Genomic DNA, 26,089 nt, shown 5'->3' on the forward strand with positions numbered 1-26,089 from the left:
ACGTGAACAGCCGCTCCGAAAGGGGCGGCTGTTCTTGCTCAGCACGATTCTTATAGAGGCATCTAGGCAGCCTGGGGTGCAGCATTCCTTCTGAAGACATCCATCTTCGGCTGGAAGAGATGTGCCCAGAGGGCGATGATGCGGCCCATTGCAAGGACGGAGATGAGCGTGCCTGGACCGACGCCGTAGAAGGGCCTGCCAAGCGCAAGGCAGAGCGCGACCGAGATCAGGATCATCGAGAGATCGAAGCCGTTCTTTGCAAGGGCGAACTTGATCGGGAAGACATCGGAGATCGTGCGGACGATAGCATCGGTCGGCGTCACGACAATCTCGCAGTTCACGGAGAAGTAGACGCCGAGCGTCGAGCAGAGGAGTGCGACTGCGAGAAGGAGGTAGGCTTCAGGCATCGTGAGCGTGAGCTGAGGGACGATTGCGTCGTAGAAGTCGGTAAGCAGGCTGAAGAGAAGCGAGAACGGAATCTCGCAGACAATCTGGAGCGTGACCTTCTTCAAGAGGAAGATCTGGATGGCAATCAGCACGACGTAGAGCATCATCGAGCAGGTGCCAAGCGTGAGCCCTGCAATCTTTGCCATTGCATAGAATACGGAGGAGAAGGCGGCAACGCCGAGTCCTGTCCTTGTGTTCAGGATGATGCCGAGTGCCAGAAGCTGGTTTGTAGCAAGATAGATGGTCCAGCGGCTGATCTCTTTGCGTACGTTCTCTGTCATGCGCATCCTTTCTCTCTGTCTTCGTCTTTGAGTTTATGAGGCCATATGATGAGTTACAAATATCGTTAGCTCTATAATCAATAACTAGAAGTTATTGATATGCAGACAGAGAAGAGATGCTATGGCAAGCGTGGGTGATGTGAGCCTGCGGCAGATCGAGATGTTTCTCGCTGTTGCACGGTGCGGAAGCATGACAGGAGCAGCGAAGGAGCTCTTCGTCTCGCAGACGGCTGTGACAAAGCAGATGCAGCTTCTGGAAGAGGGGCTTGGGGTCGTGCTCTTTGTCCGTGGCCGCTATATAGCGCTGACGGAAGATGGCAGGTTCTTCAGGCAGGAGGCAGAGGCGGTGTGGGACCGCTATGTCCTCATGCGCCAGAACATGGAGTCCTGGCGGGATGGCACAGCTGGTACGCTCGAAGTGGGGATCATGACCTACATCGATCCTGCTCTCGTCGTCGAGCTCTTCCGCGGATTCAGACAGCGCTATCCCGCCATCCGCTGCCACTTCCATACGATGCAGTCAGGAGCCATTGCTGACAGGATCCAGGACGGCTCGCTCGACCTCGGCATCGGCGTGGCGCGGCCCGGCATCGAGGCCCTCGAGCTCTGCCGCTACCCCCTGATGGAGTTCAGCGCTCCTGGAAAAGACCCTGCTTCGCTTCCCGTGATTGTCGATATGCGTACGCCGGAACGCGACCGGCCGCCGATCGAGGACACGATGGTCGCAGTCGAGCTCGGGGAGGGGAAGGCAGTGCTGCATGGATTCATGACAAGGTTCGATGAGGGGCTCGTGGCAAGGGAGCTTCCCGATACCTCGGCCGTCTGCCTTCTCTTCGACGAGCATTTCTCGCGCACGAAGGAGCGCTTCTGTGTCTATGCAAAAGCATGGCGGGAAGAGCAGGCAGATGGGGACCGCTAGAGGACAGGGCGCTCAGAAGCTGGGAAGCGTGAAGGCGCCACGTGGCCTCACCGCATGGGCGACATCGCGCATCTGCTCTGGTATTTCTTCCATATCGCTGCCAAACCATATTAAGAGGTCTGCATAGATGCCTCCCACATGGTAGGCAAGCGCGTATTGGAGACGCGGGTCTTCGTCTTGGCGGCACGCTCCACGCCGAAGGCCTCCTTGAGCTCGCCGAGCAGAAGATGGGCTGCTCCTGCACGATGGAGGCAGAGAAGTTCCTGCCTGTAGGTGCGGAGGTCTCGAACATGAAGAGGAGATATTCGTCCATATCGCGAGAGCCGCTCTTCCGGAAGCGTTCGACTATGTCTTCGTGAGCCATATGGAGACAGACGAGGCAGGCGGCGTCTTCGCCCTCTACGAGGCCTTCCATGATATGAAGGTCATCTGCGGACATCTTGCAGCCCGCGGGCTTCCGGGCTGGACTATGCAGGTGGGATCCTTTCTGAGGTATGGGAACGGCGTAGGCCAGACCATGATGGCATCCTGGGCAGACGAGGTTTTCGCTATCGATGCAGAGCGTGTGTCCCATGCTGAGAAGCGCGGCAGGCTCCAGCAGACGCTTTCGGCTCTCTCGCCGCGCTTTGTCGCAGTCGGCCATGGCTTCTGCCTCGAGTGCGCCTGAGGCAGAAGATGCAGGCTCTGCTCCCTTGAGACAGCCGGCGTCCCTCCGTTTGGGCGCCTCGTTCCTGCGGCTCACGGAGAAATTTCATCTTGCACCAAGTATCTGGTAGGATGGGGTGAAACATCTGTACGAAGCGGGAGAGCGGGGTTGTGGCCCTTCCGGGAGTGAGGACGCAGCCGATGAGGATACTCGTTATCAATGGAAGCCCGCGGGAGCAGGGCAATACGCGCAAGCTCGCAGAAGCCTTTGCGCACGGAGCCGAAGAGGTCGGCAACGAGATCCTGTTCGTGAATGTCGCGAAGAAGCATATCGCGGGCTGCCAGGGCTGCCAGTACTGCCGCTCGCATGAGGGCAAGTGCGTCCAGCGTGACGATATGCAGCCAATACTCAAGGCGCTCGATACCGTCGATATGGTGGTCTTTGCATCTCCGATCTACTGGTTCGATATCACGTCGCAGCTGAAGGCTGTGATCGACCGCTTCTATGCAAAGGGCATGAATGGCTTTGCATTCAACCGGGTGGCGCTTCTGCTCGATGCAGATTCCGACCATGTCTTCGATGCAGCCGTGAGCCAGTACCGCCAGATGTGCAACTATCTGAACTGGAAGAACATGGGCATCATCACGGCACCGAGTCTCGAGAAGCTGGGCGGTATCGCGCAGAGCCCGGCTCTGAAGGATGCCTATGAGCTCGGCAAGTCGCTGAGGTAGAAGAGATCCGAGAGAACATGAAGCAGGGCAGCCGGATGGCTGCCCTGCTTCTTTGTGCTGCTCTCTGCTGCTACTCGCTGCGTACGCTCGCGACGTCCATGAGGCAGAAGCGCTCCTTCTGCGTGGCATCGGGATAGCGCGTGCGGTCGACGGGAGACAGGAACATCTCCTGAGGGCGGATCCAGAGGGCCCCATCGCCGTAGAGCTTGCGGTAGATCACGTACTGCTTGCCGTCTTCGGAGCCTGTCGCTGTTTCCTCGACGAGATAGTAGTCGCCCTTGAAATGGCGGTAGATGCCGCCGACCTTGAGTTCCTGCTGGGGAGCCGGCACGGCACGCTCGGAAAGCTCTTCGGGGAAGGAGGACGCTTCCTCGGCTGGTGCAGTTTCGGGTGCTGCCTGATCGTCCCGAGACGCAGACGCATCTTCCTCGAGCGTGGCAGCTGCCCTCTTCTCGGCTTCCTTCTCCATCTCCTTGAGCTCGTCTTCGATGATCTTCTCTACCTTCTTGCGGCATTTGCCGCATTTTGAGCCGGCGCCTGTCGCACGCTTCACGTCCTTGAAGGTCGTGGCTCCCTCATGCACGGCTTCCCGGATCTCGTCCTTCGTGACATGCTTGCAGCTGCAGACCTCTTTGCTCTTTCCCATGGCAGCTCCTTGTCTGCTGGATTGTTCGGTCACTCCAGTCTGGCAGGAGCAGGGCGGCGGAGAAAGCTTTGGCATCCTCACGTGACAGAGCGGGCGTCTGAACGGGGCAGAAGATGCGCCGTCAGCGCTTCCTTTTCTGCTCCTCTGCCTTCTCGAGGGCATGGCGGAGGCGCTCGGCGCTTGCTTCGCGGTGCTCCTCCGTATAGGTGCGTATGTTTCTGAGTGCCCGCTTCTGCATCGAGGAGAGCTCTTGAGCCGTATGCTTTGCGGCAGCCTCCAGGTCATGCTCGAGAGGACGCCTGCCGGAGGCAAGATCGTCGACAGCCGTCTCCATCACGGCGTCGAAGTCGTCACGTCCCCGCTCGACACGCTTCGTGAGGTCGGTGAGGGCAGAGAGGGTGAGTGCCAGGTCTGCCGACATGAGGCCTGCTGTGGCAAGGGCAATGAGCTCCCAAGCATACTGGGGTAGGGAGGGTGCCGAGGCGGAGACGAAAGGAAAGACGAAGCAATAGAGAAGGCAGCCTACGGCACCGAAGCAGAGCGCGAAGGGGAGGCAGATTCTGCCGTTGAGATTCAAGGGAATGTTGCTGTAGTCCCACCAGCGGGCATGGAAGAACTTCTCCAGGACCCAGGATGTCGAGTACTCGAGGACGGCGCTTCCTGCTGCCGAGGCCAGAAAGACCTGCCACCACACCGTATCCTGAGATCCTTTCGGCAGGACTGACGCCGCTATGATCACGAAGGAAGCGCCGAACCCATAGATTGGGCAGACCGGTCCGAAGAGGAAGCCCCGGTTGTCCCACTTCCTGTTCTTGATGGCGCAATAGGTACATTCATAGACCCAGCCCAGGACGCTGAAGAGTCCGAACCAGGAGACGATCTGGCAGATATCCATGGTCCCTCCGTGCTCGTGTGGATGCCGTCATTCTCCCATAGAAGGCGTGAAAACAAAAAGAGGGGCAGCGCCCTGAGACGCTGTCCCTCCGTGCAGTCTCATGCGTGAGGCTACTGGATCTCGACCTTGGTCGCATTCGTCTTCTGCTCTGCGATCTTGGGGACGTTGACGGTGAGCACGCCGTCAGCAAGCTTTGCCGTGATGCCCTCGTTGGCGGCATCCTTCAGATACACGCCACGGCTTGCCTGCCACTCCGAGGTCTCCTTCTGCAGGTAGTTCTTGCCCTTGTCCTCGTCGGACTCCCTGTGGTCCACGGAGATGGAGAGCCTGCCCTCGTTGAGCTCGACGTCGACCTCATCCTTCGCAACGCCCGGAAGATGGGCCGTCACCGCGTAGTGGTCGCCTGCATCCTCGACGTCCATCGGGAATGCGTCGGACGCATCCACCGAGAGCACAGGCGCGAAGAAGTCATCGATCGCGCCGAACGGCCATGCCCTGCGGAGAGCCTTCTCGTAGTCGCTATAGGGAACCATTCCTGCCATCGTTACCACTCCTTCAAGTGTTCCGGAGGCCCTTCTGGACCTCCTCGGGTTTCGCTTATATATATTGCCGGCTGAGATAGTTTTATACATATAATCTCAGTTTTTCTAAGTTTTCTTAGCGCATTATATCTAAGTGCTTATTACTTAGATATAGGCCTTCCCTATAAAGGTGGAGGCCCTCCTGCAGCAATGCCGCAGAAGGGCCCAAAGGGGAGGTATGGGGAGATACCAGGAAGCCCTATTTGTCCGGAGCGATCCAGAACTTGAGGAGCGGGAAGCTTACGATGACGGCGAGGAGAGTGTTGACGACAGAAGCGACGGTGCCGGCAAGCTCGGCGCCCATGCCCCACGTACTCTCGCAGAAAGCCGTGACATGGCCCGGCAGGATTAGGTTCACGACGACGATGACGACAGCGAGGACCGCATACTTCGGTGCGGACTTCGAGAAGTCAGCCGTCGACTTGAAGACCCACTTCATCTGGACGAAGAAGTTCACGACCTGTGCCAGCACCTCAGCGATCAGGAAGGTGATGAACCCGCCCAGGCCATGGGAGCCCGGCGTCGTGTAGTCGAAGATGAGGAACGAGAACGGGCTCGTCAGCTGCATCGCATTGATGAAGAGCGCCGTGCCGATCCAGGTGCAGATGAAGCGCGTTGCCGTGGAGATGTTGCTCAGCACCTGGAACTTGATGAATTCCCAGAGCGTCTCATGCTCCTGGGTCCACGTCTTGAAGCTCATGAAACGAATCCCTTCTCTCGAGGTGGCTGCCTATATCAGTTGCGGTCCTGCGCTGCGAGGAGCTTCTCGCCCCGTGCGTTGAGCACGAGATTCTTGATGAGCTCGTAGGCAAGCGGCACGAAGAACCAGAGGAACCAGACGAGCAGGAAGAAGTCTCCTGCAAAGATCTGGACGATCGCTGCAGGCACAAGGCCGCAGAGTCCCCAGCCCTGGATCTCGCGGACAAGCGCATCGACAAGACCCATCGACACGAACTGTCCGGCGTTCTTCGCAAGGGCGCGAAGCGGCATGTTGTAGATGAAGAGGACATTCAGGTTCGGACGTCCTTCCTTGGCGCCCTTCTTCACGAGATGCTGGAGCACGAGCCAGACGATCCAGAAGATCGGGCTCCTGCCGTGGTTGAGGTCGCGGAAGCAGGTGTTCCTGTCGAGCGTCACGCGCAGCTCAGGAAGCCTCCTGCCGAGGAGCTCCTCGAACTCCTCCTTCGCAATGCCGTGCACAGCACCCGTACGGTACTCGGGGATGTTTCTTCCCATGTAGGGATCGGGGGCATGCGTATCAGCCAGGAGCACGGCTGCCTTCAAGGCCTGGTGCTCGCTCGATCCGCCGACCTTGACCTCATAGTTGCCGCCTTCGACTTCCCAGGCACCCGTCGCCACATTGAAGTAGCGGAAGGCGCGCTCGTCGAGCTCGATGGTCACGGTCTTCTTCTCGCCCGGCTCAAGCGCGACCTTCGCAAATCCCTTGAGCTCCTCGGCGGGACGGAAGATGCGTGCCTTGGGCTTTGATATATAGACCTCGGCCACCTCGGCGCCAGCACGGGTGCCCGTGTTCTTGAGATCGAACGTGACCGTTGCGGTGGGGAGCTTTCCTGCCTTCACGTCGGACTGCTTCACATGGACAGAAAGATTGCTGTAGGCAAATGTCGTATAGGAGAGGCCATAGCCGAACGGGAACGCTACAGGGACCTTCGCCGTCTCGTAGTAGCGGTATCCCACATAGATGCCTTCGCGGTACTGTGCATCGGCATCGTCAGACGGGAAGATGCCATCGCAGGGGGTATCTGCGAGAGCCTTCGGCCAGGTCTCTGCAAGCTTGCCGGAGGGGTTCTGGGCACCCGTGAGCACCTCGAGCGCAGCGCGTGCCCCCGCCTGGCCGCCGAGACCGAGATAGAGAAGGGCCGGCACCTCGTCTGCCCAGTCGGTCGCGACCGCGCCGCCTGAGGAGAGAAGGCAGCAGATATTGCTGTTCACAGAGCTCAGCTGCTTCACGAGCGCGACCTGGTTTGCCGGAAGCTCGAAGCTCGTCCTGTCCATGCCTTCGGACTCTTCAGACTCAGGAAGTCCCAGGCAGAGCAGGACGACATCTGCCCTCTCAGCAAGAGCGACTGCCGCCTGGGCACGCTCGGCATTCTTTTCGCCCGAGCGCTCGAAGCCCGGCTCGTAGCCCACGAAGTCGAGGCCGGAGTCCTGGATGCATTCGAGGAGCGTCTCAAGCTTCGTCGGATTCACGAGCGAGGAGCCGGCACCCTGATAGCGGGGCTCCTTCGCAAAGTCGCCGATGAGGGCAACCTTCGTCTTTGGTGCAAGCGGCAGGAGCGGCTTCTCCCCTGCCTTCTCGTTCTTGAGAAGGACGATGCCCGCCGCTGCAGCACGCCCTGCTACCGCATGGTGTCCCTCCTCGTCGAAGGAGGAGGCAGCGTTTGCTGTTGCGTCATGCGTCGAGAGGATGAGCTCGAGCGCTTCGGAGACACGCCGATCGAGCAGGTCCTGGGAGATCTTGCCATCCTTCACGGCTGCGATGAGCTCGCGGGTGGAGTCGAGTCCCGGTGCCGGCATCTCGAAGTGCGATCCTGCGGCGACGCCTGCAACATGGTCGTTCGAGCCGCCCCAGTCGGTCACGACAGCACCCTTGTAGCCCCACTCGCCGTAGAGGATGTCCTGAAGAAGGTGCGTGTTCTCGTTTGCGTAGACACCGTTGACCCTGTTGTAGCTCGACATGACCGCCTTGGGCGCTGCCTCCTTGACCACGATCTCGAAGGCCGCAAGATAGATCTCGCGGAGCGTCCTCTCGTCGAGGATGGAGTCGGATGCCTGGCGGCGGGTCTCCTGGCTGTTCGCAGCAAAGTGCTTGACGCAGGAGCCGACGCCTTTGGACTGGACGCCGCGCACATAGGCGGCAGCCATCTTGCCGGCAAGGTAGGGGTCCTCCGAGTAGTACTCGAAGTCGCGGCCGCCCAAAGGGCTCCTCTTGATGCAGATGCCCGGTCCGAGAAGCACGTTCACATCCTCGACAGCAGCTTCCTCGCCCAAGGCCTCGCCGACCTCCTCGACAAGACCTGTGTCCCAGGTATCTGCCAAGGTCACTGCCGTCGGGAAGCAGGTCGCCGGAAGCGAGCCGCCGATGCCGAGGTGGTTCGCTCCTTCTGCCTGGCGCCTCAGGCCGTGAGGGCCATCGGAGAAGACGAGCGACGGCACCTCTGCATGCTTGATCTCGCGCGTGCCGAAGGCGGTGGCACCCACGAGCAGGGCGCACTTCTCCTCGAGCGTCAGCTTCTTGAGTATTGCTTCTGTATCCAAGAGTCTGCCCTTCCTCCCCTGGGCCAGTTGCATCCAGCCCTCTCTTTTTCTGATTCTCAAGATAGCCGAAGGAGCGGATGAGATGCCTCTTGCGGCACAAACGGTCACCTCCGCGACGCATGCTGCAGAAAAGAGCCTGAAAGCAGCCAGCAGCGGCTACGGCATGAAAAGGCGGATGGACCAAAGGAGGAAGGTCCATCCGCCGCTCTTGGGGCTTATAGATTGTCTTTTGGCTTTACGCCTCGGCGCCTGCCTTTGCCGCGAGCTTCTTGTAGACGTCGATGAAGTCCTCGGCGAGGACACGGAACGTCTCTGCGCCCATGAGCTGGTCTTCGGCGTGCATGAGAAGCATCGAGAAGTGAACCGAGCGTCCGCCTACATCATTCGCAAGGAGCTTCAGGTGCACATTGTGGCCTTCGAGGAAGGCGTCGGATCCCTGCTTCATGAGGTCTTCGGCCTCGTCGAACTTGCCGTCCTTGGCCTTGGAGATGGCATCGATATACATCGACTTCGCGGTTCCCACAGAAGCGATGATCTCGAAGCAGACTTCTTCCATATCGGGAGTCTCTGTCGTCGTCTCTTCTGCCATGCTACTCACCCATGAGCTTCATTGCATCGGCGAGGATCTTCTTCGCGTTCATGCGGCCGTAGTCTGCCATTGCGATGACAGTGACGGGAATGCGGCCTGCTGCGACGTCCTCGGCGTCCTTCTTTGCATAGGCGATCTGGGGCCCGAGCATCAGGATGTCTGCGTCATCGATCAAATCAAGCGCCTTGTTCAAAGGGTCTGCCTTGATCTCGACGTCGAGGCCCTGCTTTTTTGCCTCTGCCTGCATCTTCTGGACGAGCAGGCTCGTGGACATGCCAGCGTTGCATGCCAAAAGGATCTTCTTCATGATTGCACTCCTTATCCCTGTGCCTCAAAAGACTGCGCTCCACCCTAAGAGCGCCTGGCGGCTTTTTCCGCGCGCCGCCAGCTGCACGTGGCTCTTCTTGCTTTCAGCGTATCTCCCCCAGAAGCTGCCCCAAGGGGCCCGCCGGGTGAGCGGGCCCAAGGCATGGGGGAAGGAGTGAGCTTACTCCTCTGCCTCGCCTGCGAGCTCGGCAGCCTTGGCCTGTGCACGCTCGGAGACCCTCATGAACGGCAGGTAGATAGCCATGGCACCGACAATCTCGATGACCTGCCAGACAGCTGCCCTCCAGTCGAGGCCAGTGGCCAGGAAGGCGGAGATGACGGCCGGGGTCGTCCAGGGCACCTGGGCGATGCAGGGGCTGATGAGTCCCGCGCAGGTGAGGCCATAGGTGAGGCCGATGCAGAGATCGGGGACGAGGACGAACGGGATGATCAGCGGGAGGTTATAGACGATCGGGTAGCCGTAGATGACCGGCTCGTTGATGTTGAAGAGGCCCGGAAGGATTGCGAGCTTTGCAACCTCCTTGGAGGTCTTGGACTTCGAGAAGAGGAAGGTATCAAGAAGCAGTGCGAGCGTGCAGCCGGAGCCGCCGATGAGGGCGAAGGAGTTCACGATCTGCATGTTCATGTAGTGGTCCACAGGAATCGGCTGGCCGGCAGCAAACGTTGCCATGTTATCGACGATGAGCATCGTGAGGATCGGCTCTGCAAGGACGCCGGAGATCGTGGACTGGTGGATGCCGAGGCAGAAGAGGAGGTTCGCGAAGGTGTAGATGATGATGACAGCCCAAGGACCGGCGTTCATGACACCCTTGAGAGGAGCGGCGATGCCGGTAGCGATAAGCGTCAGAAGATCGGTCTGGAAGAGGCCGGAGAGAAGAGCTGCAACAAGGCCCCAGAAGGAGAGCGTAAGAAGCATCGGGAACATGACATTGAAGGAGTCAGCAACCGCAGGCGGCACGCCCTCGCCGAGGTTCACCTTGAGCTTGTCGTTCTGGGAGAGCTTGATGAAGATGGTCGTCGCAAGCAGGCCGACGATGATGGCACCGAAGAGGCCATTGGCGCCGGTGAAGGATGTCGTGAAGGCACCTGTGACCTGGGCGCCGGAAAGGGCATAGCCGGAAGGAAGCGTGATGTTGAGGTCGGTGAGGGCAATCTTCACAGCCTCAGCAGTCTTGTCCGTCGCGCTCGACGCGACAAGATAGTTGCCGATCGTTGCCATGAGCGCCTGCGGCATCATGATCACGAAGGAGGAGATGCCGACAACGACGCAGGCGATCGGGTTGTCGAAGCGCTTGTTCTTCGCGAAGCAGTAGCCAAGGACACCAGCCAGGATGACAGCAGCGAAGTTCAGCGTGCCGAGCGTGATGGCGTTGCCCCAGACCTGGACAGCAGCAAGCTCCGTCGAGCCCTTTGCCCAGATGAGCGGGAAGATAACGTTGTTGATGAGGACGGCGATGCCAGCCAGGATGTAGAGCGGCATGACGGTGGCGAATGCGTCGCGCAGCGTCCTCAGATGGATCTGGTTTCCGATCTTTGCGGAGACTTCAGCGAACTTGTCGAGAAACGCTGTCTTCTCCTCTGCTTCTTCTGCCATTTCTCTCTCCCTTAGACGATCTCATGCGTCGTAGCGACGCGCTTCAGCCATTGAGCGGACTTCTTGAGACGGCGCTTGTAGCTGTCCTCAAGGTCGACTTCGACGAAGCCATAGCGGTTCTTGAAGGCATTCTTCCAGGACCAGTTGTCGATGACGGCCCAGTAGTGGTAGCCGCGGCACTTGGCTCCTTCGTCGATCGCCTTGGCAATCCATTCGAGGTGGCGTCTCACGAAGTCGATGCGGTAGTCATCCTGGATGACGCCGTTCTCGTCCTTCTTCAGGTCCTCGCGCTCGATGCCGATGCCGTTTTCCGAGACGAACCATTCGAGGTCGGGATAGTTCTTCTTGATGTTCATCGCGAAGTCGTAGATGCCCTTGGGGTAGATCTCCCAGCCACGGCTCTTGTTCATCTCGGCGTCAGGCCACACATACGGATCTGCGAAGACAGGGATGCCGTTCTCGTCTGTATCGTGCGCCGGCGCCTGGACACGCTCAGGGTGGTAGTAGTTGAAGCCGAGCCAGTCCACCTTGCCGTCCTCGAAGATGCGCTCATCCTCAGGACGCTTCGGAAGCTTGATGCCACGGCTCTCGAGCGTGGTGATCACGTCCTCAGGCAGGTGCCCTTCGGCGACGAGATCGAGCCACCAGCGGTTCGCGACGCCGTCCGTCATGCGCACGGCCTCGAGGTCGGCTTCCGACGGGTTCTCCTTCGTATAGGGCGGCGTGAAGCAGTTGATGAGGCCGATCCTTGCATCCGGAAGCAAGTCCCCTTCTGCCTTGACGCGGTGGAAGGCCCGTACAGCGAGGCAATGCGCGACAGAGATGTTGTACTGTACCGCACGTGCACGGCCATAGTCGCGGATGAACGGGAACCACTCGCCTGAGGTGTATCTCTGCTCCGGCTCGACGATAGGCTCGTTGAACGTGAACCAGTAGCGGATCTCCTTGCCAAAGGTGCGGAATGCCTTCTCTGCGTAGTCTGCGTAGGCCTCGACGACCTCTCTGGACTCCCATCCGCCACGGCGGAAGAGGTAGGTCGGCATATCGAAGTGGTAGAGGTTCACGAACACCTCGATGCCCGCCTTCTTCGCAGCCGCGAAGATCTTGTGGTAGAACGCCTCGCCTTGAGGATTGATGTTTCCATCCTGATCCAGAAGGCGGCTCCACTGGATGGAGGTCCTCACCGACGTGAGTCCGAGCGATGCCAGAAGCTCGAAGTCCTCCTCGTAGCGCTGGCCGAAGTCGTTGCCGGCATAGGATCCCACGCGGTTGTGGAAGGCTGCAATGTCGAGATTCGACCAGGTATCCCAGAGGTTTTCGAGCTTGCCTCCGGACTGCCAGCCCCCTTCCGTCTGCGGGCCCGACATGGCCGCGCCGAAGAAGAAGTCATCCGGCAGCTTGATCTGACCCATCTCTCTCCTCTCTCTCCTCTGTTTCACGATGCTGTTCCTGAACTTCCGTTCAGGTCTTTGTGCTGGCACATATACTCGCATACTCAACCTGACATGTCTAGTTATTTATGGGATAGGTTCTATTTATCGCTTATTATGTCTTCTAACGGCAGGTTTTTGACGGCGAACGGCAGCTGACCCGCTTTTTCCGTGTCATGCATCCAAAAGGATTCCTACTCTGCTATTCATGAGTAGAGAGAGCGGAGCCGTATGGATAGAGCAGAGCGCGGGTATGTGCGAAGCTGTCCTTACTATATGAGAGCAGGCGGAACGTGCTGAAATACCAAGCGGTCATAGACGATATCGTGGAAGGCATAGAGTCCGGCGCCTATCCACCCTACTCCCAGCTTCCCTCCACGGCGCAGCTGTGCGACAAATACGGCGTCAGCAAGATCACGATCAAGAAGGCCATGGACCAGCTCGAGTCAATGGGCTATATCTCGAGGCGCCGAGGATCGGGCTCCTTCGTGAAGAAGATCGGCGAGAAGGTGCCCGAAGCCCTCATGGGCGAGTACTCGAACCAGATGACGGGGTTCATGGCGGAACACAGGGCAAGAAGCGAGAAGGTCTCGACGAAGGTGCTACAGTTCACGGTCGAGCGCCCTTCCGACAAGGTGGCCCATGCCCTCGATATGGACAAGGATGGCTTCGTCTACCACATCGTGCGCGTACGCTCGGCAAACGATATGCCGCTTGCTATCGAGTACACCTATATGCCCATCGATGTCATCCCCGACCTCAAGACCGCAGCGGTCGAGACAAGCATCTATTCCTTCATCGAGGACGATCTCGGTCTCAAGATCTCGAGCGCACACAGGACCGTGCGTGCCGTGCTCCCCACCCAGCTCGAGGTCGAAGAGCTCCATGAGTCGAAGACGAGCCCCTTGCTCGAGGTGGAGCAGACGGCCTTCCTCGACGACGGCAAGGCCTTCGAGTACTCCATCTCCCGCCATGCCCATGGCTACGAGCTCTACGTGATCTCTGCGAAGTAGAAAACATGCTCCAAGACGCAACAAGGCGGCAGGCAACGTGTGTGCCTGCCGCCTTTCTCATAGCGGGATATATATCTGGAGCTAGCCCTTATGCGCCTTCAGGATCTTCGTGAAGGACGTGTCGGAGTGACGTGCCCAGAAGAAGTAGATGAGCACGGAGACGACGCAGGCAAGAGACACCACGGACCACATCGTCGTGTAGCCGGCAGCCATGATGAGCGAGCCTGCGACACCGCCACCCAGGCCGTAGCCGATATCGTAGCCGCAGAGGAACGTGGAGTTCGCAGAGCCCCTGCTTGCATCATCTGCCGTGTGCACAGCCATGGACTGGAGGCTCGGCTCGAGGCCGCCGAAGGCATAGCCTGCCAGGATAGCAGAGACGGTGAATGTGGGTGTCGTCGGCACGAAGGCCAAGAGCAGGAAGGCCACAAGCATTGCAGCGTTGCAGCTGTAGACGAAGAAGGCCTCGCCCTTCTCGTCCACGAGCTTGCCCAGGGTCACACGGACGAGCAGGAGCATCGCAGACATCACGAGGAAGTAGATGGAGCCCGAAGGCAGGCCATTCTCCGATGCGAAAAGCGCGACGAAGTTCTCGAGGGCACCGAACGTGAACATGAAGACGAGCATCGTGACCGTGGCAGGAAGCGAGTCCCTGTTGATGATGGTCCTGAGGTCGAGCTTCTTGTGCGGCACATCGACCCTGGATGCCTTGATGAACATGAAGAGGATAAGACCGAGAAAAGCTATGCCGGCCGCAGAGGCATAGAGCACCTGGAAGCCGAAGCCATACATGAGCTCGAGGCCGAGGGCAGGTGCGATAGCTGATGCCAGAGCTGTTGCCATCCCGAAGTAGCCCATGCCTTCGGCAAAGCGCGGACGGCAGATAACGTCAGAAGCGACCGTAGCGGTCGTGGAGTTCGAGAACGAAAGTCCCACGCCGTGGAGCATACGGAGAGCGATAGCCAGAGAGAGCGTCGGCACGAACACATAGCCCAGAGGTGCAAGGCCCAGGAGCAGAAGGCCGATAACAAGAGCAGCACGCCTCACGCCGTTGTCGAGCCACCAGCCCACGAACGGACGGATGATGACAGCAACGAACGAGAAGACCGCGGCACAGATGCCGGCAATTGCCTCGGTCCCGCCCAGGCTCTGGATGAAGAACGGGAACGTCGAGAGGCTCATGATGTGATTCGTGAAGACGCAGAGATTCACGAGGATGATAAGGACAAGATCCTTCGTCCACAGCTTTGGCTGCGTGCCTTGAGATGCATTCTTCTGTGCCATAGATTCCTTCCTCTACGAGCGATATTTGCCACAGCACAGGGCCGTGCCCGCAGAGGCGAGCGACCCTTCATCAACTGGACTTACGCCAAAAGGGCCACTCATTGATTCAACTGCATTATACGACGCGGGCAGGCACTGGCTACGAAAAGCCCAGAGCTTGCCGGGGGCACGCTCGGACGAGGCGGGAATGCATCTGCACAGGAAAAGAAGCGCTGGTGCATCTGCCTGCCCGGCGCTGCGATATTCTTCGATGCCAGAACGTGCGCCTCACGCTGAAGGCTGAGTCCCAAGAAATAAGAGGCAGATATGCTTGCTTGCTGGCATCATGCGCAGGCATGGCATACGCAAAGAGGATACGAAGCGTGCCTGCAGACAGGCAGAGGCACTCATCGACGCAGCCAGATTGACCAAGAACGAAAAACGCTCCGGAACGCAGGCGTCCCGAAGCGATAAATGGATGATTCCTGTTGAGATGCAGGAAGCGCATCCCGAATCGGCATGCGCTGTCCACTGCTGGCTCTTTAGACCTCTGCTCCTTCATGAGCTGCCTCTTCCTGCTTCTCCCCTGCATGGCTGAAGCACTTCTCAAAGACAAGGCGCGAGATCGGGCCTGCTGCAAAGAGATTCCACAGCAGCGCCATCGGGAAGTTCTTGATGAGGGTGCCGACAAAGATGGCAGGAAGCTGCATGACCGGCATGCCGCCGAGGATGACATTGAAGAGGATGGATGCCACGAGGCTCATGGTCGGACACATGATGAGCACGGTGCAGGAAGAGCGCACGACCGTGCAGAGAAATGCGTTGTCATGGCTGGGATCGACAAGCCTGGCCGAAAGGCCTGCTCCCACACGGGTGCCCCAGAGATTCGAGAACAGGAACACGAAGAGCCACATGTAGGAAGCCTCGATGAGAGCTGCCAGGAACATGTCGTTTGTCATGTTCGAGAACCCTCCCGGCATGGTCGGGATCCCCATCTTCCAGGCAACGTTGTAGACCTCCATCCCGTATGCCATCGTCACGCTCATGAGCACTCCGAAGATGATTCCCTGCACCCTGTTTCTCGGCATGTTCCCATTCCTTTCCGCGTACACAAAAAGCGTGCAGGCCGAATCTTCGGTCTGCACGCTTTGCCCTGCACTTTTCGTCTGTACGCTACACGCAGCAACTACTCTAGCACCCACGCATGGGCAGGTCTCAGAAACGACACAGAAGCCTACTCGGCTTCAGGTGCCTTCTTCTTGCCGAACTTCGCCTTCAAGGCTCCCACGACAGCCGGGATGACAGAGACGAGGATGATGCCGACAATGACAAGCTCGAAATGCTCCTGCACGGCGGGGATGCCGCCGAAGAAATAGCCCAGAAGCGTGAAGAGCGTGGACCAACAGACGCCGCCGAGGATATTGAAGATCACGAAGTTCCTCCAGTGCATGCCGCCCATGCCAGCGAGGAACGGCACGAACGTGCGGATGAACGGGAAGAAGCGGCCCAGGAAGATCGCGAGGTGACCCCACTTGTCGAGGAAGTCCTCCGTCTTCTTGACCCTCTCCGGCGTCATGGCCTTCACCTTGCCGGAGGCGACGATCTTGCGTCCGAAGAAGTGGCCAATCATGAAGTTGCACTGGTCGCCGAGGATGGCGGCTGCCCAGGCACAGGCCAGAAGCAGGTAGATGTTGAAGCCCCCGTTATGGGCAAAGAAGCCGGCAGCAAAGAGAAGCGAGTCTCCCGGCAGGAACGGGAAGAAGACGACACCCGTCTCGATGAAGACGATCAGGAAGATGAAGCCATAGGCATAGAGCGGACCTGCTGCGATCCAGGCAGCGATGGCAGTACGCGGATCGTGGATGAGCTCGGCAATCGCATTGATGAACGGCACTGACCTTCTCCTTACAGAAGCCCTTTATACAGAGAATGCCTCGCAGGGCAGAAGTCCTGGAGGCACTCATGCAGTGCATTCGATGGGAACGGGCGCCCGCCCGAGGCTCCTTATGGCTGCTGCCTCCCGGCCCTGACCAGGTTCGGAACAGTGCGTCGCCCGAACCCATCGAATGCACTCGCGATGAAGAAGTATAGCGGAAAGGCTGCCTGCCACAAAGAGGATGCCTGTAGCAAGGCCAGAAGCTCCACGAGACTTCCGCTTTCAGCGGCGGAGAGCGCCTAGTCGAGGAGGCGCTTTGCCGGCACCATGCGCTCCAGGGCATCGTTCAGGATGCGGTCCTCTCGTGCAAAGTGGAAGCGGATATAGCGGCGCTCCGGATGCTGGAAGAAGTAGGAGGCAGGAACGCCTGCCACGCCGACCCTGCGTGCAAACTCGAGCGCGAAGCGGGTGTCTGACCCCATGGAGAAGCCGGAGATGTCGCAGAGCACATAGAAGGTGCCCTGTGGCTGGATATAGGGGATGCCAAGAGCATCGAGCCCGCTGCAGAAGAGACGGCGCTTTGCTGTATATGTGGCCTTGAGCGCCTCGTAGTAGGTATCGGGGAACATGAGGCCGGCAACGGCTGCCTCCATGAGAGGGGCAGAAGACGAGTTCGAGAAGCGCTCGTGCACCCGCTTGGCCGTATCCACGACCTCCTTCGGTCCATAGAGATAGCCCAGGCGCCAGCCCGTGATGGAGAACGTCTCGGAAAGCGAGCTGCACATGATTGTCCGCCTGTCCATGCCAGGAAGCGTGCAGAAGTAGATATGCTCCATCGGCTCATAGACGATGTGCTCATAGACCTCGTCCGTAATCACATAGAGGTCGTGCGCCTCTGCGATATGGGCGATAGCGGAAAGCTCGTCCCTATCGAACACCTTGCCAGAAGGGTTATGCGGGTTGTTGAGGATGAGCGCCTTCACGGCAGGGTCTGAGCAGGCACGATCCAGCTCCTCTTCCGAGAAGCTGAACGAAGGCGGTGTGAGCTGGACAAAAATGGGCTCAGCTCCTGCCATCCTGATATCGGGCACATAGTTCTCGTAGCAGGGGTCGAAGACGACAACCTTGTCTCCTGGCGCGACAACCGTGAAGAGCGCGACGAGCAGCGCCTCTGTGCAGCCATTGCAGACGACGACATTCTCATCGGGGTCGAAGTCCATCTTCGTGAAGCGGTTGACCTTCTGCGTCAGCGCCTCGCGGAAGTTCGCCGCGCCATAGGAGATGGCATACTGGTTCGGGCCTCCGTGCGTGACCTCGGAGAGACGGTCGGTCAGAGCTTTCGGCGGCGTGAAGGACGGAAATCCCTGCGAGAGGTTGATAGCGTCATATTCATAGGCAACCTCTGTCATCGTATGGATGGCAGAGACCGGTATCTCTCCTGCACAAGGATTGAGGCTCTTCATGGGACAGCACATCCCTTCTCCGCTGGCCGAAGCGCACGCGCGCAACTTGTTCATCATACTAAAGCGCCTTATACATGGATGCAGCAATCGGGCAGACGGATGAAGCAAGGCTGTTACCGAAAAGGAGCCTGGCAGATCAAGCTGCCAGGCTCCCCAGACGGGTCTTTTGTATCTTGCCTTACTTGCGATGTGCGCGGTAGAAGGCAATGAGCTCCTTCGTGGAGCTGTCCTGCTGTGCAAGTGCCTCGTCGTCGTGGAAGGCAGGGGTGATCTGCTTTGCAAGCTGCTTGCCAAGCTCGACGCCCCACTGGTCGAAGGAGTCGATGCCCCAGACTGTGCCCTCGGTGAACGTGATGTACTCGTAGAGCGCGATGAGCTCGCCAAGCGCATGCGGCGTCAGCGCCTCGCCGAAGATGGAGGTCGTCGGACGGTTGCCCTCGAAGCAGCGTGCCGGCACCATCCACTCAGCCGTGCCCTCTTGCCTGACCTCGTCAGCGGTCTTGCCGAAGGCAAGGGCCTTTGTCTGTGCGAGGAAATTGCCGAGGAAGAGCTCGTGGATGTCCTGGTCTCCGTCCTTCGTCGGATTCGGGGTATTCACGAAGGCGATGAAGTCGGCAGGGATCAGGCGCGTGCCCTGATGGATGAGCTGATAGAAGGCGTGCTGGCCGTTCGTGCCGGCCTCGCCCCAGAAAATCTCGCCCGTCTCGGTCGTGACAGGGGTGCCATCCCAGCGCGTGGACTTGCCATTCGACTCCATCGTGAGCTGCTGGAGGTAGGCCGGGAAGCGGTGCAGGTACTGGTCGTACGGAAGCACGGCGTGGCTCTCAGCCTTGAAGAAGTTCACATACCAGACGTTCAGGAGACCCATGAGGGCGCAGACGTTCTGCTCGAGCGGCGTGGATGCGAAGTAGACATCCATATCGTGGAAGCCGGAGAGGAACTCCTCGAAGACCTCGCGGCCAAAAGCGAGGATGAGGGAGAGGCCCACTGCGGAATCGACGGAGTAGCGGCCGCCGACCCAGTTCCAGAAGCCGAAGGCGTTGGAAGGATCGATGCCGAAGGCCTCGACGCCCTCGAGGTTCGTGGAGACGGCGACGAAGTGGTGCCTGATTGCATCGGCAATGGAGGAATCGGAGCCATCGATAGCCTTCTGGGCCTTGAGCGTATCGATGAGCCAGGTCCTGACCTCGCGTGCGTTCGTCATTGTCTCGAGCGTCGTGAATGTCTTGGAGACGATGATGACAAGGGTGGTCTCAGGATCGAGGCCCTTCAGCTTCTCAGCTGCATCATTCGGGTCGATGTTCGAGATGTAGCGGACCTGAATGCCGCCATTGAGGTAGGGCTTGAGAGCTTCATAAGCCATGACCGGGCCGAGGTCGGAGCCGCCGATGCCGATGGAGACGACATTCTCGATCTTCTTGCCGGTGACGCCCTTCCATGCGCCGGAGCGCACCTGGTCGGCGAAGGCATACATGCGGTCGAGCACCTCATGGACATCCTTCACGCAGTCCTGGCCGTCGACGATGAGCTTTCCCTCGTCGGATGCCGGACGGCGGAGTGCGGAATGCAGGACAGCGCGGTCCTCGGTCGTGTTGATGTGGACGCCCTTGAGCATCTGGTCGCGACGCTCCTCGAGGTGCACCGCACGTCCGAGAGCGACAAGGTCCTTGACCGTCTCATCGGTCACAAGGTTCTTGGAAAGGTCGAAGTGAAGATCGTTCACGTCGAAGCTGAGCTTGTTCACACGCTCAGGATCGTCTGCGAACCACTTCTTGAGAGAGATGCCCTCATCGTGCATCTGCTTGAAGTCCTGAGCGAGCTTCTTCCACTCAGGAGTCTGGGTAGGATCGATCGGTGCTGCTACGTTGGCCACGGAATACCTCCTTGTCTGCCCGCAATGCGGACCTGACAGTTATACATACAGATTACCGCAGCCAACATCTGCTGGCATCAAGCTTCAGAAAAGCATAGGGCACCTGCGCATTTGCCTGCTTTCTGCTAAGCAGGTTCAAGAGATTTCATACCAACTTTTAGGCAGTGCGGCAGAAGGCCTAGTACGGCTCTCCCAGGGGAGGGAGCTTCTTGAGGTAGGCCCAGACAATCTGCTTCTTCTTGGGGTCGGAAAGCGCTGCCTCGAAGCCGCCGAGATCCATGACACGCATGCCGCAGACCTCGGCGATGTGTCCTGGCTCGAGCATGGCAGAGGCAAAGTCCTCGACATGCGAGAGCTCCTCTGCATAGGCTTCCTTCACGCATGAGGAGGCAGACTCATCGGAGATGACAAGAGTTGCAGGATCGAGCACGGCGATGGCTTCGCGCAGAAGGTCGGGGTCTACGTCCTCGCCCGCCGCCATCTTCGTGGAGAGGGCACACCAGTCCTCCGGTGCATAGCCAAGCCTTGCAAAGGCCGCTGCAAGAGCCTTGCCATCAGGTCCCGCAAGGAGCGTGCGTCCTCCCTGGTCTCCTGGTCCAAGCTCGCCTTTGAGTATCAGGAGCGACGAGAAGGCATTGCCGGACATCTGAAGCCCGCGCTCGGAGAGACTTGCAATCTCTGCCTGCGATTTCGCTATGTAGCGCTTCCTTACGTCTTCCCGCTCCACGGATACACCTCCTGCCTTCTTGCATATGTCCCTAGCTTACCCCTTATGCGCTGTCTGGTTCCTGACAGAAAAGGAGACTATCCGGGTATAAGCGCTGCAAAGACTCGCGAATGCACCGCGGCAGGAAGGCTCTGGGCCGCATAGAATGCATCCACAATGAAGGAGGAAGCTGATGGCAGAAGCTATCACAGCTGAGACATTCGACAAGGTTCTGGCAGATTCTGCCAAGCCTGTCCTCGTTGATTTCTGGGCCAGCTGGTGCGGCCCCTGCCGTGCTCTTGGACCTACGGTCGAGGCGGTCGGCAAGGACCTCGAGGACCGCATGAGCGTCTACAAGTGCAATGTGGACGAGGAGGAGAGCCTGGCGACCCGCTTCCACATCGTAAGCATTCCGACGCTCATCCTCTTCAAGGATGGCAAGCCGGTCCATACGCTTGTAGGAAACATGCCTAAGGCGTCGCTCGAGAGCGAGCTCGAAGCGAACCTGTAAGCAGCTGAGCCAAGGGACTATGATGTGCGTGCACGCAGATGCACGCACATTTTTCTTGAGAAGGGCATGCCATGAGGTGGATCAAGGCATTCGGACGTGAGGTATGCGCACACAAGCGCATGACCATCGTCGTCGTGGCGCTCCTTGTCCTTTTTGCTATCGTCGAGGACCTCTTCACAGGCGAGGCCCTGAAGGTCGATGCTGTCGCCTACCGCACAATCGTCGAAGGCATGCGTGCAGACTGGCTCACGCCCTACATGGAGCAGTTCTCGAGCCTTGCCTCCCCTGTCGTCCTCTTTGTGATGTGCCTTGTCATCACCGCCTTTGCTCCGGGCAAGCAGCCAGGCAGATGCGCTCTTCTGAACCTTGCTCTCACGCTCGTGCTGAACGTCCTTCTCAAGAACCTCATCCAGAGACCGCGCCCCGAAGGCTTCCGCCTCATTGCAGAGACCGGCTACAGCTTCCCCTCGGGCCATTCGATGGTGAGCATGGCATTCTATGGGCTCATGCTCTGGATGGTCTGGCACTACGAGAAGGACAAGGTCCTGCGCTACGTGCTCTGTGCCCTCTTTGCCATCACAATCCTGATGGTCGGCGTGAGCCGCATCTATCTGGGCGTCCACTATGCATCGGATGTCGTGGCAGGCTTCGCCGTCTCTCTTCTCTGGCTTGCCTTCTATACGAAGACGATCGTCCCGCTCTTCATGGATGCACACCAAGGCAAAGCCTAATCAAGGCCGAGGGACCGATTATCTAGCCAAGATAGAGATGGCGGCTTGGGTCAGAATCCCTACCGCCTGAAGAAGTGCCGGCGCTCTTCCTTGTCTTCAGGTTCGAGACGCTGGATATGGGCATCGAGAATCTTTCCATCCTCTATCTCAACCCATCCCATGGTCGGGCCCTCCTGGGTCCTTGGGTAGGTCGGCGATCCCGGATTCATGAGGAGATGGCCCGATTTCGAGAGCTCGCAGATAGGCTTGTGGGTGTGTCCGCAGATGGCAATCTTGCCCCAGGACATGTCAAGCTTCTCGCGGTAGTGGCAGACCTGCCAGAGCGCCCCCTCATAGAGGAAATGGATGTGGCGCTCGACGCCGGGGCCGTAATCATAGCCCCAGTCGTTGTTGCCGAGGCAGAGCTTCAAAGGAGCCATGCCAGAGAGGGTGCGGAAGTCGCTGGCCGAGCAGATATCTCCTGCATGGACGATGAGGTCTGCCCCTCTGAGAGCATGGATGAGCTCTTCAGAGAGATAGCCATGCGTATCGGATATGACCGCGACCCTCTTTGCCATGGCTCCCTATCCCCTACAGGCCAAGCGCGCGCTTGAGCTGCACGACGCGGCGCCTCGAGACGGAGATCTTCTTGCCTTCGATGCCATTGACGCCGAGCTGCAGGATCCCGCTCGGAAGCACCTCGACGTCCTCGACGTACTGGAGGTTCACGATGTAGCCACGGTGCACGCGGAAGAAGCCATGGGGCGTGAGCTCGTTCTCGAGGCGAGCAAGGGAGATCGTCGAGAGATAGCGCTCCGTATCCGTATAGATGCAGGAGTAGTCGTCCTTGGCCTCGATGTAGCGAATCTGGTCGATCGGCACGAGGACCTTGCGGCCGCCCTTCTCAACCGGAATGCGCTCCACGGAGGCGTGGCTCTGCACCTGCGGCTTTGCCATCGACTGCACCTTGTCGAGCGCCTGGTTGAGCCGGTCGGTCTCGACCGGCTTCATCAGGTAGTCGACCGCGTTCACATCGAACGCCTCGAGGGCATACTCGCTGTAGGCCGTCACGAAGACGACAGCAGGAGGATTCTTGAGCTTGTGCAGGGCCTCTGCAAGCTGCATGCCGGATGTCTTCGGCATCGAGATATCGAGGAACATCACGTCAGGACGTCCCTCCATGAGCTTCTCGACCGCTTCGCGGGCGCTCGAGGCCTCCGTAATGCTATCGACCCTGCCAGTCTCCTCCAGCAGGTACTTGAGTTCCGAACGTGCCGGAGCCTCGTCGTCCACAATCATTGCCCTGAGCATCGGCATGAAACCTCCCACATCCGCTTTTCTGCATCAACCATAGCAAATATCTGCCCGGAGCAGGTCATGCATTATGCATCTTTCATTCCGGGCGCTCCCCTGTCATGATTCCAGCATCGCTGCAGCTCCCCCAAGCCTCAGCGCTATCTGGGTGCCCTGGTCGACCTTGCTCACAATCTCTATACCCGAATCGGCTCCATAGAAGCGCTTGATGCGCTCTGCCACATTGTGGAGCGCGATGCCAGTCCCCTTGGAAGATGGCCCGTGCTCTATCGTATGCGGCTTCTCGACCGTCTCCGTAAGCTTCTGGAGGGTCTCCGGATCCATTCCGACACCGTCGTCCGTGACAGCGATCAAGACATCGTCTCCATCCCTCACGGCGTGCACATCGATGTGGAGCGCCCCCTCGTCGCGCATAGCGTGGCGGACGGCATTCTCGACGATGGGCTGGATGATGAAGGAAGGGACAAGCATGCGCTCGAGTCCTGGCTCGATATGCTCGGTCTCGACGATGCGGTCCTCGCCGAAGCGGGCATGCTCGAACGTGAGGTAGCGCCTCGTCTGCTCGAGCTCGCGGGAAAGCGGCAGCATCTGCTCGGATCCTTCGAGCGTCTGGCGGTAGAAGGCCGCGAAGTCGCGCAGCAGCACACGGGCCTTTGCAGGGTCGGTCCTGATGAGCGAGGCGATCGTATTGAGCGTATTGAAGAGGAAGTGCGGGTTGATCTGTGCCTGGAGGGCCTTGACCTCGGCACGTGCCGTAAGCTCTGCCTGAAGATCCAGCTCATAGGACGTGAGCTGCGTCGAGAGGAGGTTTGCAAGTCCTCGGGCAATCGCGATCTGCGTGCGGTCGATCGTCCTGCCGTAGCGGTAGTAGAACGTGATGGCGCCTACCGTCTTTCCCTGCACGACGAGAGGGGCAATGACGCCGGCAGGAAGGACCTCGCCCTCCTTGATGCGCCCCTCCTCCTCGAGCCGGCGGATCTCGGTGCGCGTGTACTGGAAGGTCTGGAGTCTCCCCGACTTCAGGGTCTCGGCGACGCGGACCGAATTCTCGCTTCCCGACGGGTAGGCTGCGGCATCCTCGCCGACATAGGCCAGGACCTTCTTCGTGTCGCACATGGAGATGGCCTGGGCGGCCGTCTCCGGGAGCAGCAGCTTGCAGACGGCCTGGCAGGAGTCCGGCATGAGGCCATAGCGCATGTGGTCAAGCGTGTTCGAGGCAACGCGCAGGGTACGCTCGGTCGCGCGCGAACGCAGGCTATCCGGATAGACGAAGGAAAGGCTTGCCAGCACCACGACGATAGCGAGGGCAGCGCCCACCAGGCCTGTCGCCACGGTGCTCTGGATCGTGATGCCCCAGCCCAGGACGATCATGAGGGTGATGGCGACAAGAAGGAGGATCAGGATGAAGAGAAGGACGAAGCGCCTGCTAGTGTTCCGTTCGTCCATCCTGCCTGTCCTTCCTTGATGCTGGAGTGCCTGTTGCCAGGACCTTCTCTGCGAGGTCCTCATCATCCCAGAGCGATGCCATGATCCTCGGCCAGAAGGTCTGGAACTCGAGGTAGGTCTTCGCATGGTCTTTTGCCCACCTCTGGGCATCCTTCCTGCCCTTGAGCCATATGCGCAGATACGCAAGATGCTCAGGCTCGGCAAGAGCACGCCGGAAGGACGTCTTCCTGATGCGGTCGAAAACCTCACGGGAAAGCCAGGGGGCTGGATAGGGCTCGAGAGACTGCCTCGTGATCACGCGCAGGTCGTGCTGCGTGTTCGTGAAGCGCACCTTCTCGTACTCATAGGTCCACCTGTAGACATCCTGGAGGAACCTCGAGGCATGGGAAGGGATCTCGGGCGGCAGATGCCGCACGTACCACTGGTTGTCGAACCACACCTCGTGTCCATGCATGCGCATGTTGATGAGGTAGTCCATATCCTCGCCGCGCGTGATATAGGGGTCGAATCCCACCTGCGTGAACGCATTCGCATGCACGGCAAAGCAGCCGCCGCAGACATAGTTCGAGCGCGATATCCTCGTTGCCTGCTGGGCAGCGCGCATCCACTGGTTGAACTCGCTCCTCTTTGCCCAGTAGCGGTCAGACCAGCGGGGATGGTCCTCGTCTGCAAAGCAGGAATCGGCACGGTCGATGAAAAAGCCGCTCTTCGCGTCAATCGCAATGTCCTGGCGGTTCACGTTCCCCAGGCCATATACCGCATCGATCAGGAAGTTCTCGTCGAGCGCCACTTCGTCGTCGTCGAGAAAGACCACGATGTCATGCCCCAGGACGGCTGCGACCGCAAGGCCCATGTTCCTGATGGCGCCATAGCCCCGGAGCGCCACGGGGTCTCCCTCCACATCGGGCGCGATCGCATTCACCGTATCCTCGATGTGCTGGGCTTCAGGCTCGCCTACGATGACAGGAGAGAGGTTCGGATGCGTGCGGCAGATGGCCGTAACGCGGGCGCGTGCCGACTCCTCGCATTCCGGCTCTGCAACAAGAAGGACGATGACACGCAGGACCCCTCGCACCTTCTCGAGCGATTCCAGGCATGTCTCGAGCTCGGGCATGGGCTTTCCAACCGGCGTTGCATGGTCATAGGTGCCCACCTCGCCGATAGAGCGGGGCCTGTCATCTGCAGCCCAGTATGAGGGGATGACAATAGCGGGATTCAAGGCCTCAGTGCCTCCTTGCGCATAAGCTCGTCTGCCTGGATATAGCCTCTCAGAGGGAATCCGGAACACTCTTAAGGGTACTACCGCTTTGCAGAAACTGGTAGCACGCATAAGAACAAACATGCGCAATATGCTTTGGAACGCCGCCTCGAAAGGCCATTTATGCATGCCTTGGAGCATTCAAGAGGAGCGCAGGGTCACTAAAAGATCTAAATGGCTGAGTACCTCCGGCATAGTTAGGCTCCCTGAACTGCAAACGGCTTAGGCAAGCTCGCAGGAAGCTTCGGCTGGACCGTGGCCGTGGCTGCGATGCCGGAGAGCGGGACATGC

Annotated in this window: 26 protein-coding genes and 1 other RNA gene; 6 read left to right on the forward strand and 21 right to left on the reverse strand. The window is 59.2% G+C overall.

Features of this window, described 5'->3' with window-relative positions:
- Positions 1–62: 62 nt before the first annotated feature.
- Positions 63–728 (reverse strand): YczE/YyaS/YitT family protein, encoded by a 666-nt coding sequence (locus VXJ24_RS09060; RefSeq protein ID WP_330972611.1) that lies wholly within the window; start codon positions 726–728, stop codon positions 63–65.
- Between the two features lie 121 nt (positions 729–849).
- Between VXJ24_RS09060 and VXJ24_RS09065 the strand changes: the two genes are divergently transcribed.
- The 3 genes from VXJ24_RS09065 to VXJ24_RS09075 all read left to right on the forward strand — a co-directional run bounded on the left by VXJ24_RS09065 (position 850) and on the right by VXJ24_RS09075 (position 3,024).
- On the forward strand, positions 850–1,647 hold the full coding sequence (locus tag VXJ24_RS09065) for a LysR family transcriptional regulator (protein ID WP_330972612.1): 798 nt from the start codon (positions 850–852) through the stop codon (positions 1,645–1,647).
- Between the two features lie 364 nt (positions 1,648–2,011).
- Positions 2,012–2,314, forward strand: a complete 303-nt coding sequence (locus tag VXJ24_RS09070; RefSeq protein ID WP_330972613.1) for a hypothetical protein — start codon at positions 2,012–2,014, stop codon at positions 2,312–2,314.
- A 179-nt stretch (positions 2,315–2,493) separates the two neighbouring features.
- Positions 2,494–3,024 carry a flavodoxin family protein gene (locus VXJ24_RS09075; protein WP_330972614.1) on the forward strand — a complete coding sequence of 177 codons (531 nt, stop codon included), beginning with the start codon at positions 2,494–2,496 and terminating at the stop codon, positions 3,022–3,024.
- 70 nt (positions 3,025–3,094) lie between these two features.
- Here the strand turns inward: VXJ24_RS09075 and VXJ24_RS09080 are convergent, their stop codons facing one another.
- The 9 genes from VXJ24_RS09080 to VXJ24_RS09120 form a co-directional block, all read right to left on the reverse strand.
- The gene (locus tag VXJ24_RS09080; protein WP_330972615.1) at positions 3,095–3,670 is read right to left on the reverse strand and encodes a DUF1653 domain-containing protein; all 576 of its coding nucleotides are present in this window, start codon (positions 3,668–3,670) and stop codon (positions 3,095–3,097) included.
- A 121-nt stretch (positions 3,671–3,791) separates the two neighbouring features.
- Complete coding sequence (locus VXJ24_RS09085; protein ID WP_330972616.1) at positions 3,792–4,565, reverse strand: putative ABC transporter permease; 774 nt, start codon at positions 4,563–4,565, stop codon at positions 3,792–3,794.
- A 110-nt stretch (positions 4,566–4,675) separates the two neighbouring features.
- A complete protein-coding gene (locus VXJ24_RS09090; protein WP_330972617.1) occupies positions 4,676–5,107 on the reverse strand; it encodes an Hsp20/alpha crystallin family protein in 432 nt (143 codons plus the stop codon).
- Between the two features lie 238 nt (positions 5,108–5,345).
- Entirely contained in the window at positions 5,346–5,846 is a 501-nt protein-coding gene (locus VXJ24_RS09095; RefSeq protein ID WP_330972618.1) for a GtrA family protein, read from the reverse strand.
- A 35-nt stretch (positions 5,847–5,881) separates the two neighbouring features.
- Positions 5,882–8,425 (reverse strand): beta-glucosidase, encoded by a 2,544-nt coding sequence (locus tag VXJ24_RS09100; protein ID WP_330972619.1) that lies wholly within the window; start codon positions 8,423–8,425, stop codon positions 5,882–5,884.
- 235 nt (positions 8,426–8,660) lie between these two features.
- Complete coding sequence (locus tag VXJ24_RS09105) at positions 8,661–9,014, reverse strand: PTS lactose/cellobiose transporter subunit IIA (RefSeq protein WP_330972620.1); 354 nt, start codon at positions 9,012–9,014, stop codon at positions 8,661–8,663.
- 1 nt (position 9,015) lies between these two features.
- The gene (locus tag VXJ24_RS09110) at positions 9,016–9,321 is read right to left on the reverse strand and encodes a PTS sugar transporter subunit IIB (RefSeq protein WP_330972621.1); all 306 of its coding nucleotides are present in this window, start codon (positions 9,319–9,321) and stop codon (positions 9,016–9,018) included.
- 180 nt (positions 9,322–9,501) lie between these two features.
- Positions 9,502–10,935: a PTS sugar transporter subunit IIC gene (locus tag VXJ24_RS09115; RefSeq protein ID WP_330972622.1), complete on the reverse strand. Its 1,434-nt coding sequence runs from the start codon at positions 10,933–10,935 to the stop codon at positions 9,502–9,504.
- Between the two features lie 11 nt (positions 10,936–10,946).
- Positions 10,947–12,347 (reverse strand): glycoside hydrolase family 1 protein, encoded by a 1,401-nt coding sequence (locus tag VXJ24_RS09120; protein ID WP_330972623.1) that lies wholly within the window; start codon positions 12,345–12,347, stop codon positions 10,947–10,949.
- A gap of 311 nt (positions 12,348–12,658) precedes the next feature.
- Between VXJ24_RS09120 and VXJ24_RS09125 the strand changes: the two genes are divergently transcribed.
- Complete coding sequence (locus VXJ24_RS09125; protein WP_330972624.1) at positions 12,659–13,378, forward strand: GntR family transcriptional regulator; 720 nt, start codon at positions 12,659–12,661, stop codon at positions 13,376–13,378.
- Between the two features lie 81 nt (positions 13,379–13,459).
- On the opposite strand, the gene VXJ24_RS09130 is transcribed toward VXJ24_RS09125, so the two are convergent.
- From VXJ24_RS09130 to VXJ24_RS09160, 7 genes are all read right to left on the reverse strand, one after another.
- The gene (locus VXJ24_RS09130) at positions 13,460–14,662 is read right to left on the reverse strand and encodes an MFS transporter (RefSeq protein ID WP_330972625.1); all 1,203 of its coding nucleotides are present in this window, start codon (positions 14,660–14,662) and stop codon (positions 13,460–13,462) included.
- Between the two features lie 521 nt (positions 14,663–15,183).
- Complete coding sequence (locus tag VXJ24_RS09135; RefSeq protein ID WP_330972626.1) at positions 15,184–15,729, reverse strand: hypothetical protein; 546 nt, start codon at positions 15,727–15,729, stop codon at positions 15,184–15,186.
- Positions 15,730–15,875: 146 nt separating this feature from the next.
- The gene (locus tag VXJ24_RS09140) at positions 15,876–16,535 is read right to left on the reverse strand and encodes a DedA family protein (protein ID WP_330972627.1); all 660 of its coding nucleotides are present in this window, start codon (positions 16,533–16,535) and stop codon (positions 15,876–15,878) included.
- Positions 16,536–16,611: 76 nt separating this feature from the next.
- An RNA gene (gene ffs, locus VXJ24_RS09145) (signal recognition particle sRNA small type) lies at positions 16,612–16,707 on the reverse strand.
- A gap of 109 nt (positions 16,708–16,816) precedes the next feature.
- Positions 16,817–17,980, reverse strand: a complete 1,164-nt coding sequence (locus tag VXJ24_RS09150) for a pyridoxal phosphate-dependent aminotransferase (protein WP_330972628.1) — start codon at positions 17,978–17,980, stop codon at positions 16,817–16,819.
- 178 nt (positions 17,981–18,158) lie between these two features.
- Positions 18,159–19,853, reverse strand: coding sequence for a glucose-6-phosphate isomerase (pgi, locus tag VXJ24_RS09155; protein WP_330972629.1), 1,695 nt, complete (start codon positions 19,851–19,853; stop codon positions 18,159–18,161).
- Positions 19,854–20,031: 178 nt separating this feature from the next.
- Complete coding sequence (locus tag VXJ24_RS09160) at positions 20,032–20,580, reverse strand: hypothetical protein (RefSeq protein WP_330972630.1); 549 nt, start codon at positions 20,578–20,580, stop codon at positions 20,032–20,034.
- 172 nt (positions 20,581–20,752) lie between these two features.
- Here VXJ24_RS09160 and trxA point away from each other — a divergent pair, with 172 nt between their 5' ends.
- Positions 20,753–21,070 carry a thioredoxin gene (gene trxA / locus VXJ24_RS09165; protein ID WP_330972631.1) on the forward strand — a complete coding sequence of 106 codons (318 nt, stop codon included), beginning with the start codon at positions 20,753–20,755 and terminating at the stop codon, positions 21,068–21,070.
- Between the two features lie 71 nt (positions 21,071–21,141).
- Positions 21,142–21,801 carry a phosphatase PAP2 family protein gene (locus tag VXJ24_RS09170; RefSeq protein WP_330972632.1) on the forward strand — a complete coding sequence of 220 codons (660 nt, stop codon included), beginning with the start codon at positions 21,142–21,144 and terminating at the stop codon, positions 21,799–21,801.
- Between the two features lie 59 nt (positions 21,802–21,860).
- On the opposite strand, the gene VXJ24_RS09175 is transcribed toward VXJ24_RS09170, so the two are convergent.
- The 4 genes from VXJ24_RS09175 to VXJ24_RS09190 form a co-directional block, all read right to left on the reverse strand.
- Positions 21,861–22,358, reverse strand: coding sequence for a metallophosphoesterase family protein (locus tag VXJ24_RS09175; protein WP_330972633.1), 498 nt, complete (start codon positions 22,356–22,358; stop codon positions 21,861–21,863).
- A gap of 13 nt (positions 22,359–22,371) precedes the next feature.
- Complete coding sequence (locus VXJ24_RS09180; RefSeq protein ID WP_330972636.1) at positions 22,372–23,091, reverse strand: LytR/AlgR family response regulator transcription factor; 720 nt, start codon at positions 23,089–23,091, stop codon at positions 22,372–22,374.
- Positions 23,092–23,193: 102 nt separating this feature from the next.
- Positions 23,194–24,540 carry a sensor histidine kinase gene (locus tag VXJ24_RS09185; protein WP_330972634.1) on the reverse strand — a complete coding sequence of 449 codons (1,347 nt, stop codon included), beginning with the start codon at positions 24,538–24,540 and terminating at the stop codon, positions 23,194–23,196.
- The gene (locus tag VXJ24_RS09190) at positions 24,521–25,759 is read right to left on the reverse strand and encodes a glycosyltransferase (protein ID WP_330972635.1); all 1,239 of its coding nucleotides are present in this window, start codon (positions 25,757–25,759) and stop codon (positions 24,521–24,523) included. The genes VXJ24_RS09185 and VXJ24_RS09190 overlap by 20 nt, the downstream gene beginning before the upstream one ends.
- Between the last annotated feature and the right edge of the window lie 330 nt (positions 25,760–26,089).

The sequence above is a fragment of the Olsenella kribbiana genome, assembly GCF_036408795.1.
Taxonomy (GTDB): domain Bacteria; phylum Actinomycetota; class Coriobacteriia; order Coriobacteriales; family Atopobiaceae; genus Olsenella_L; species Olsenella_L kribbiana.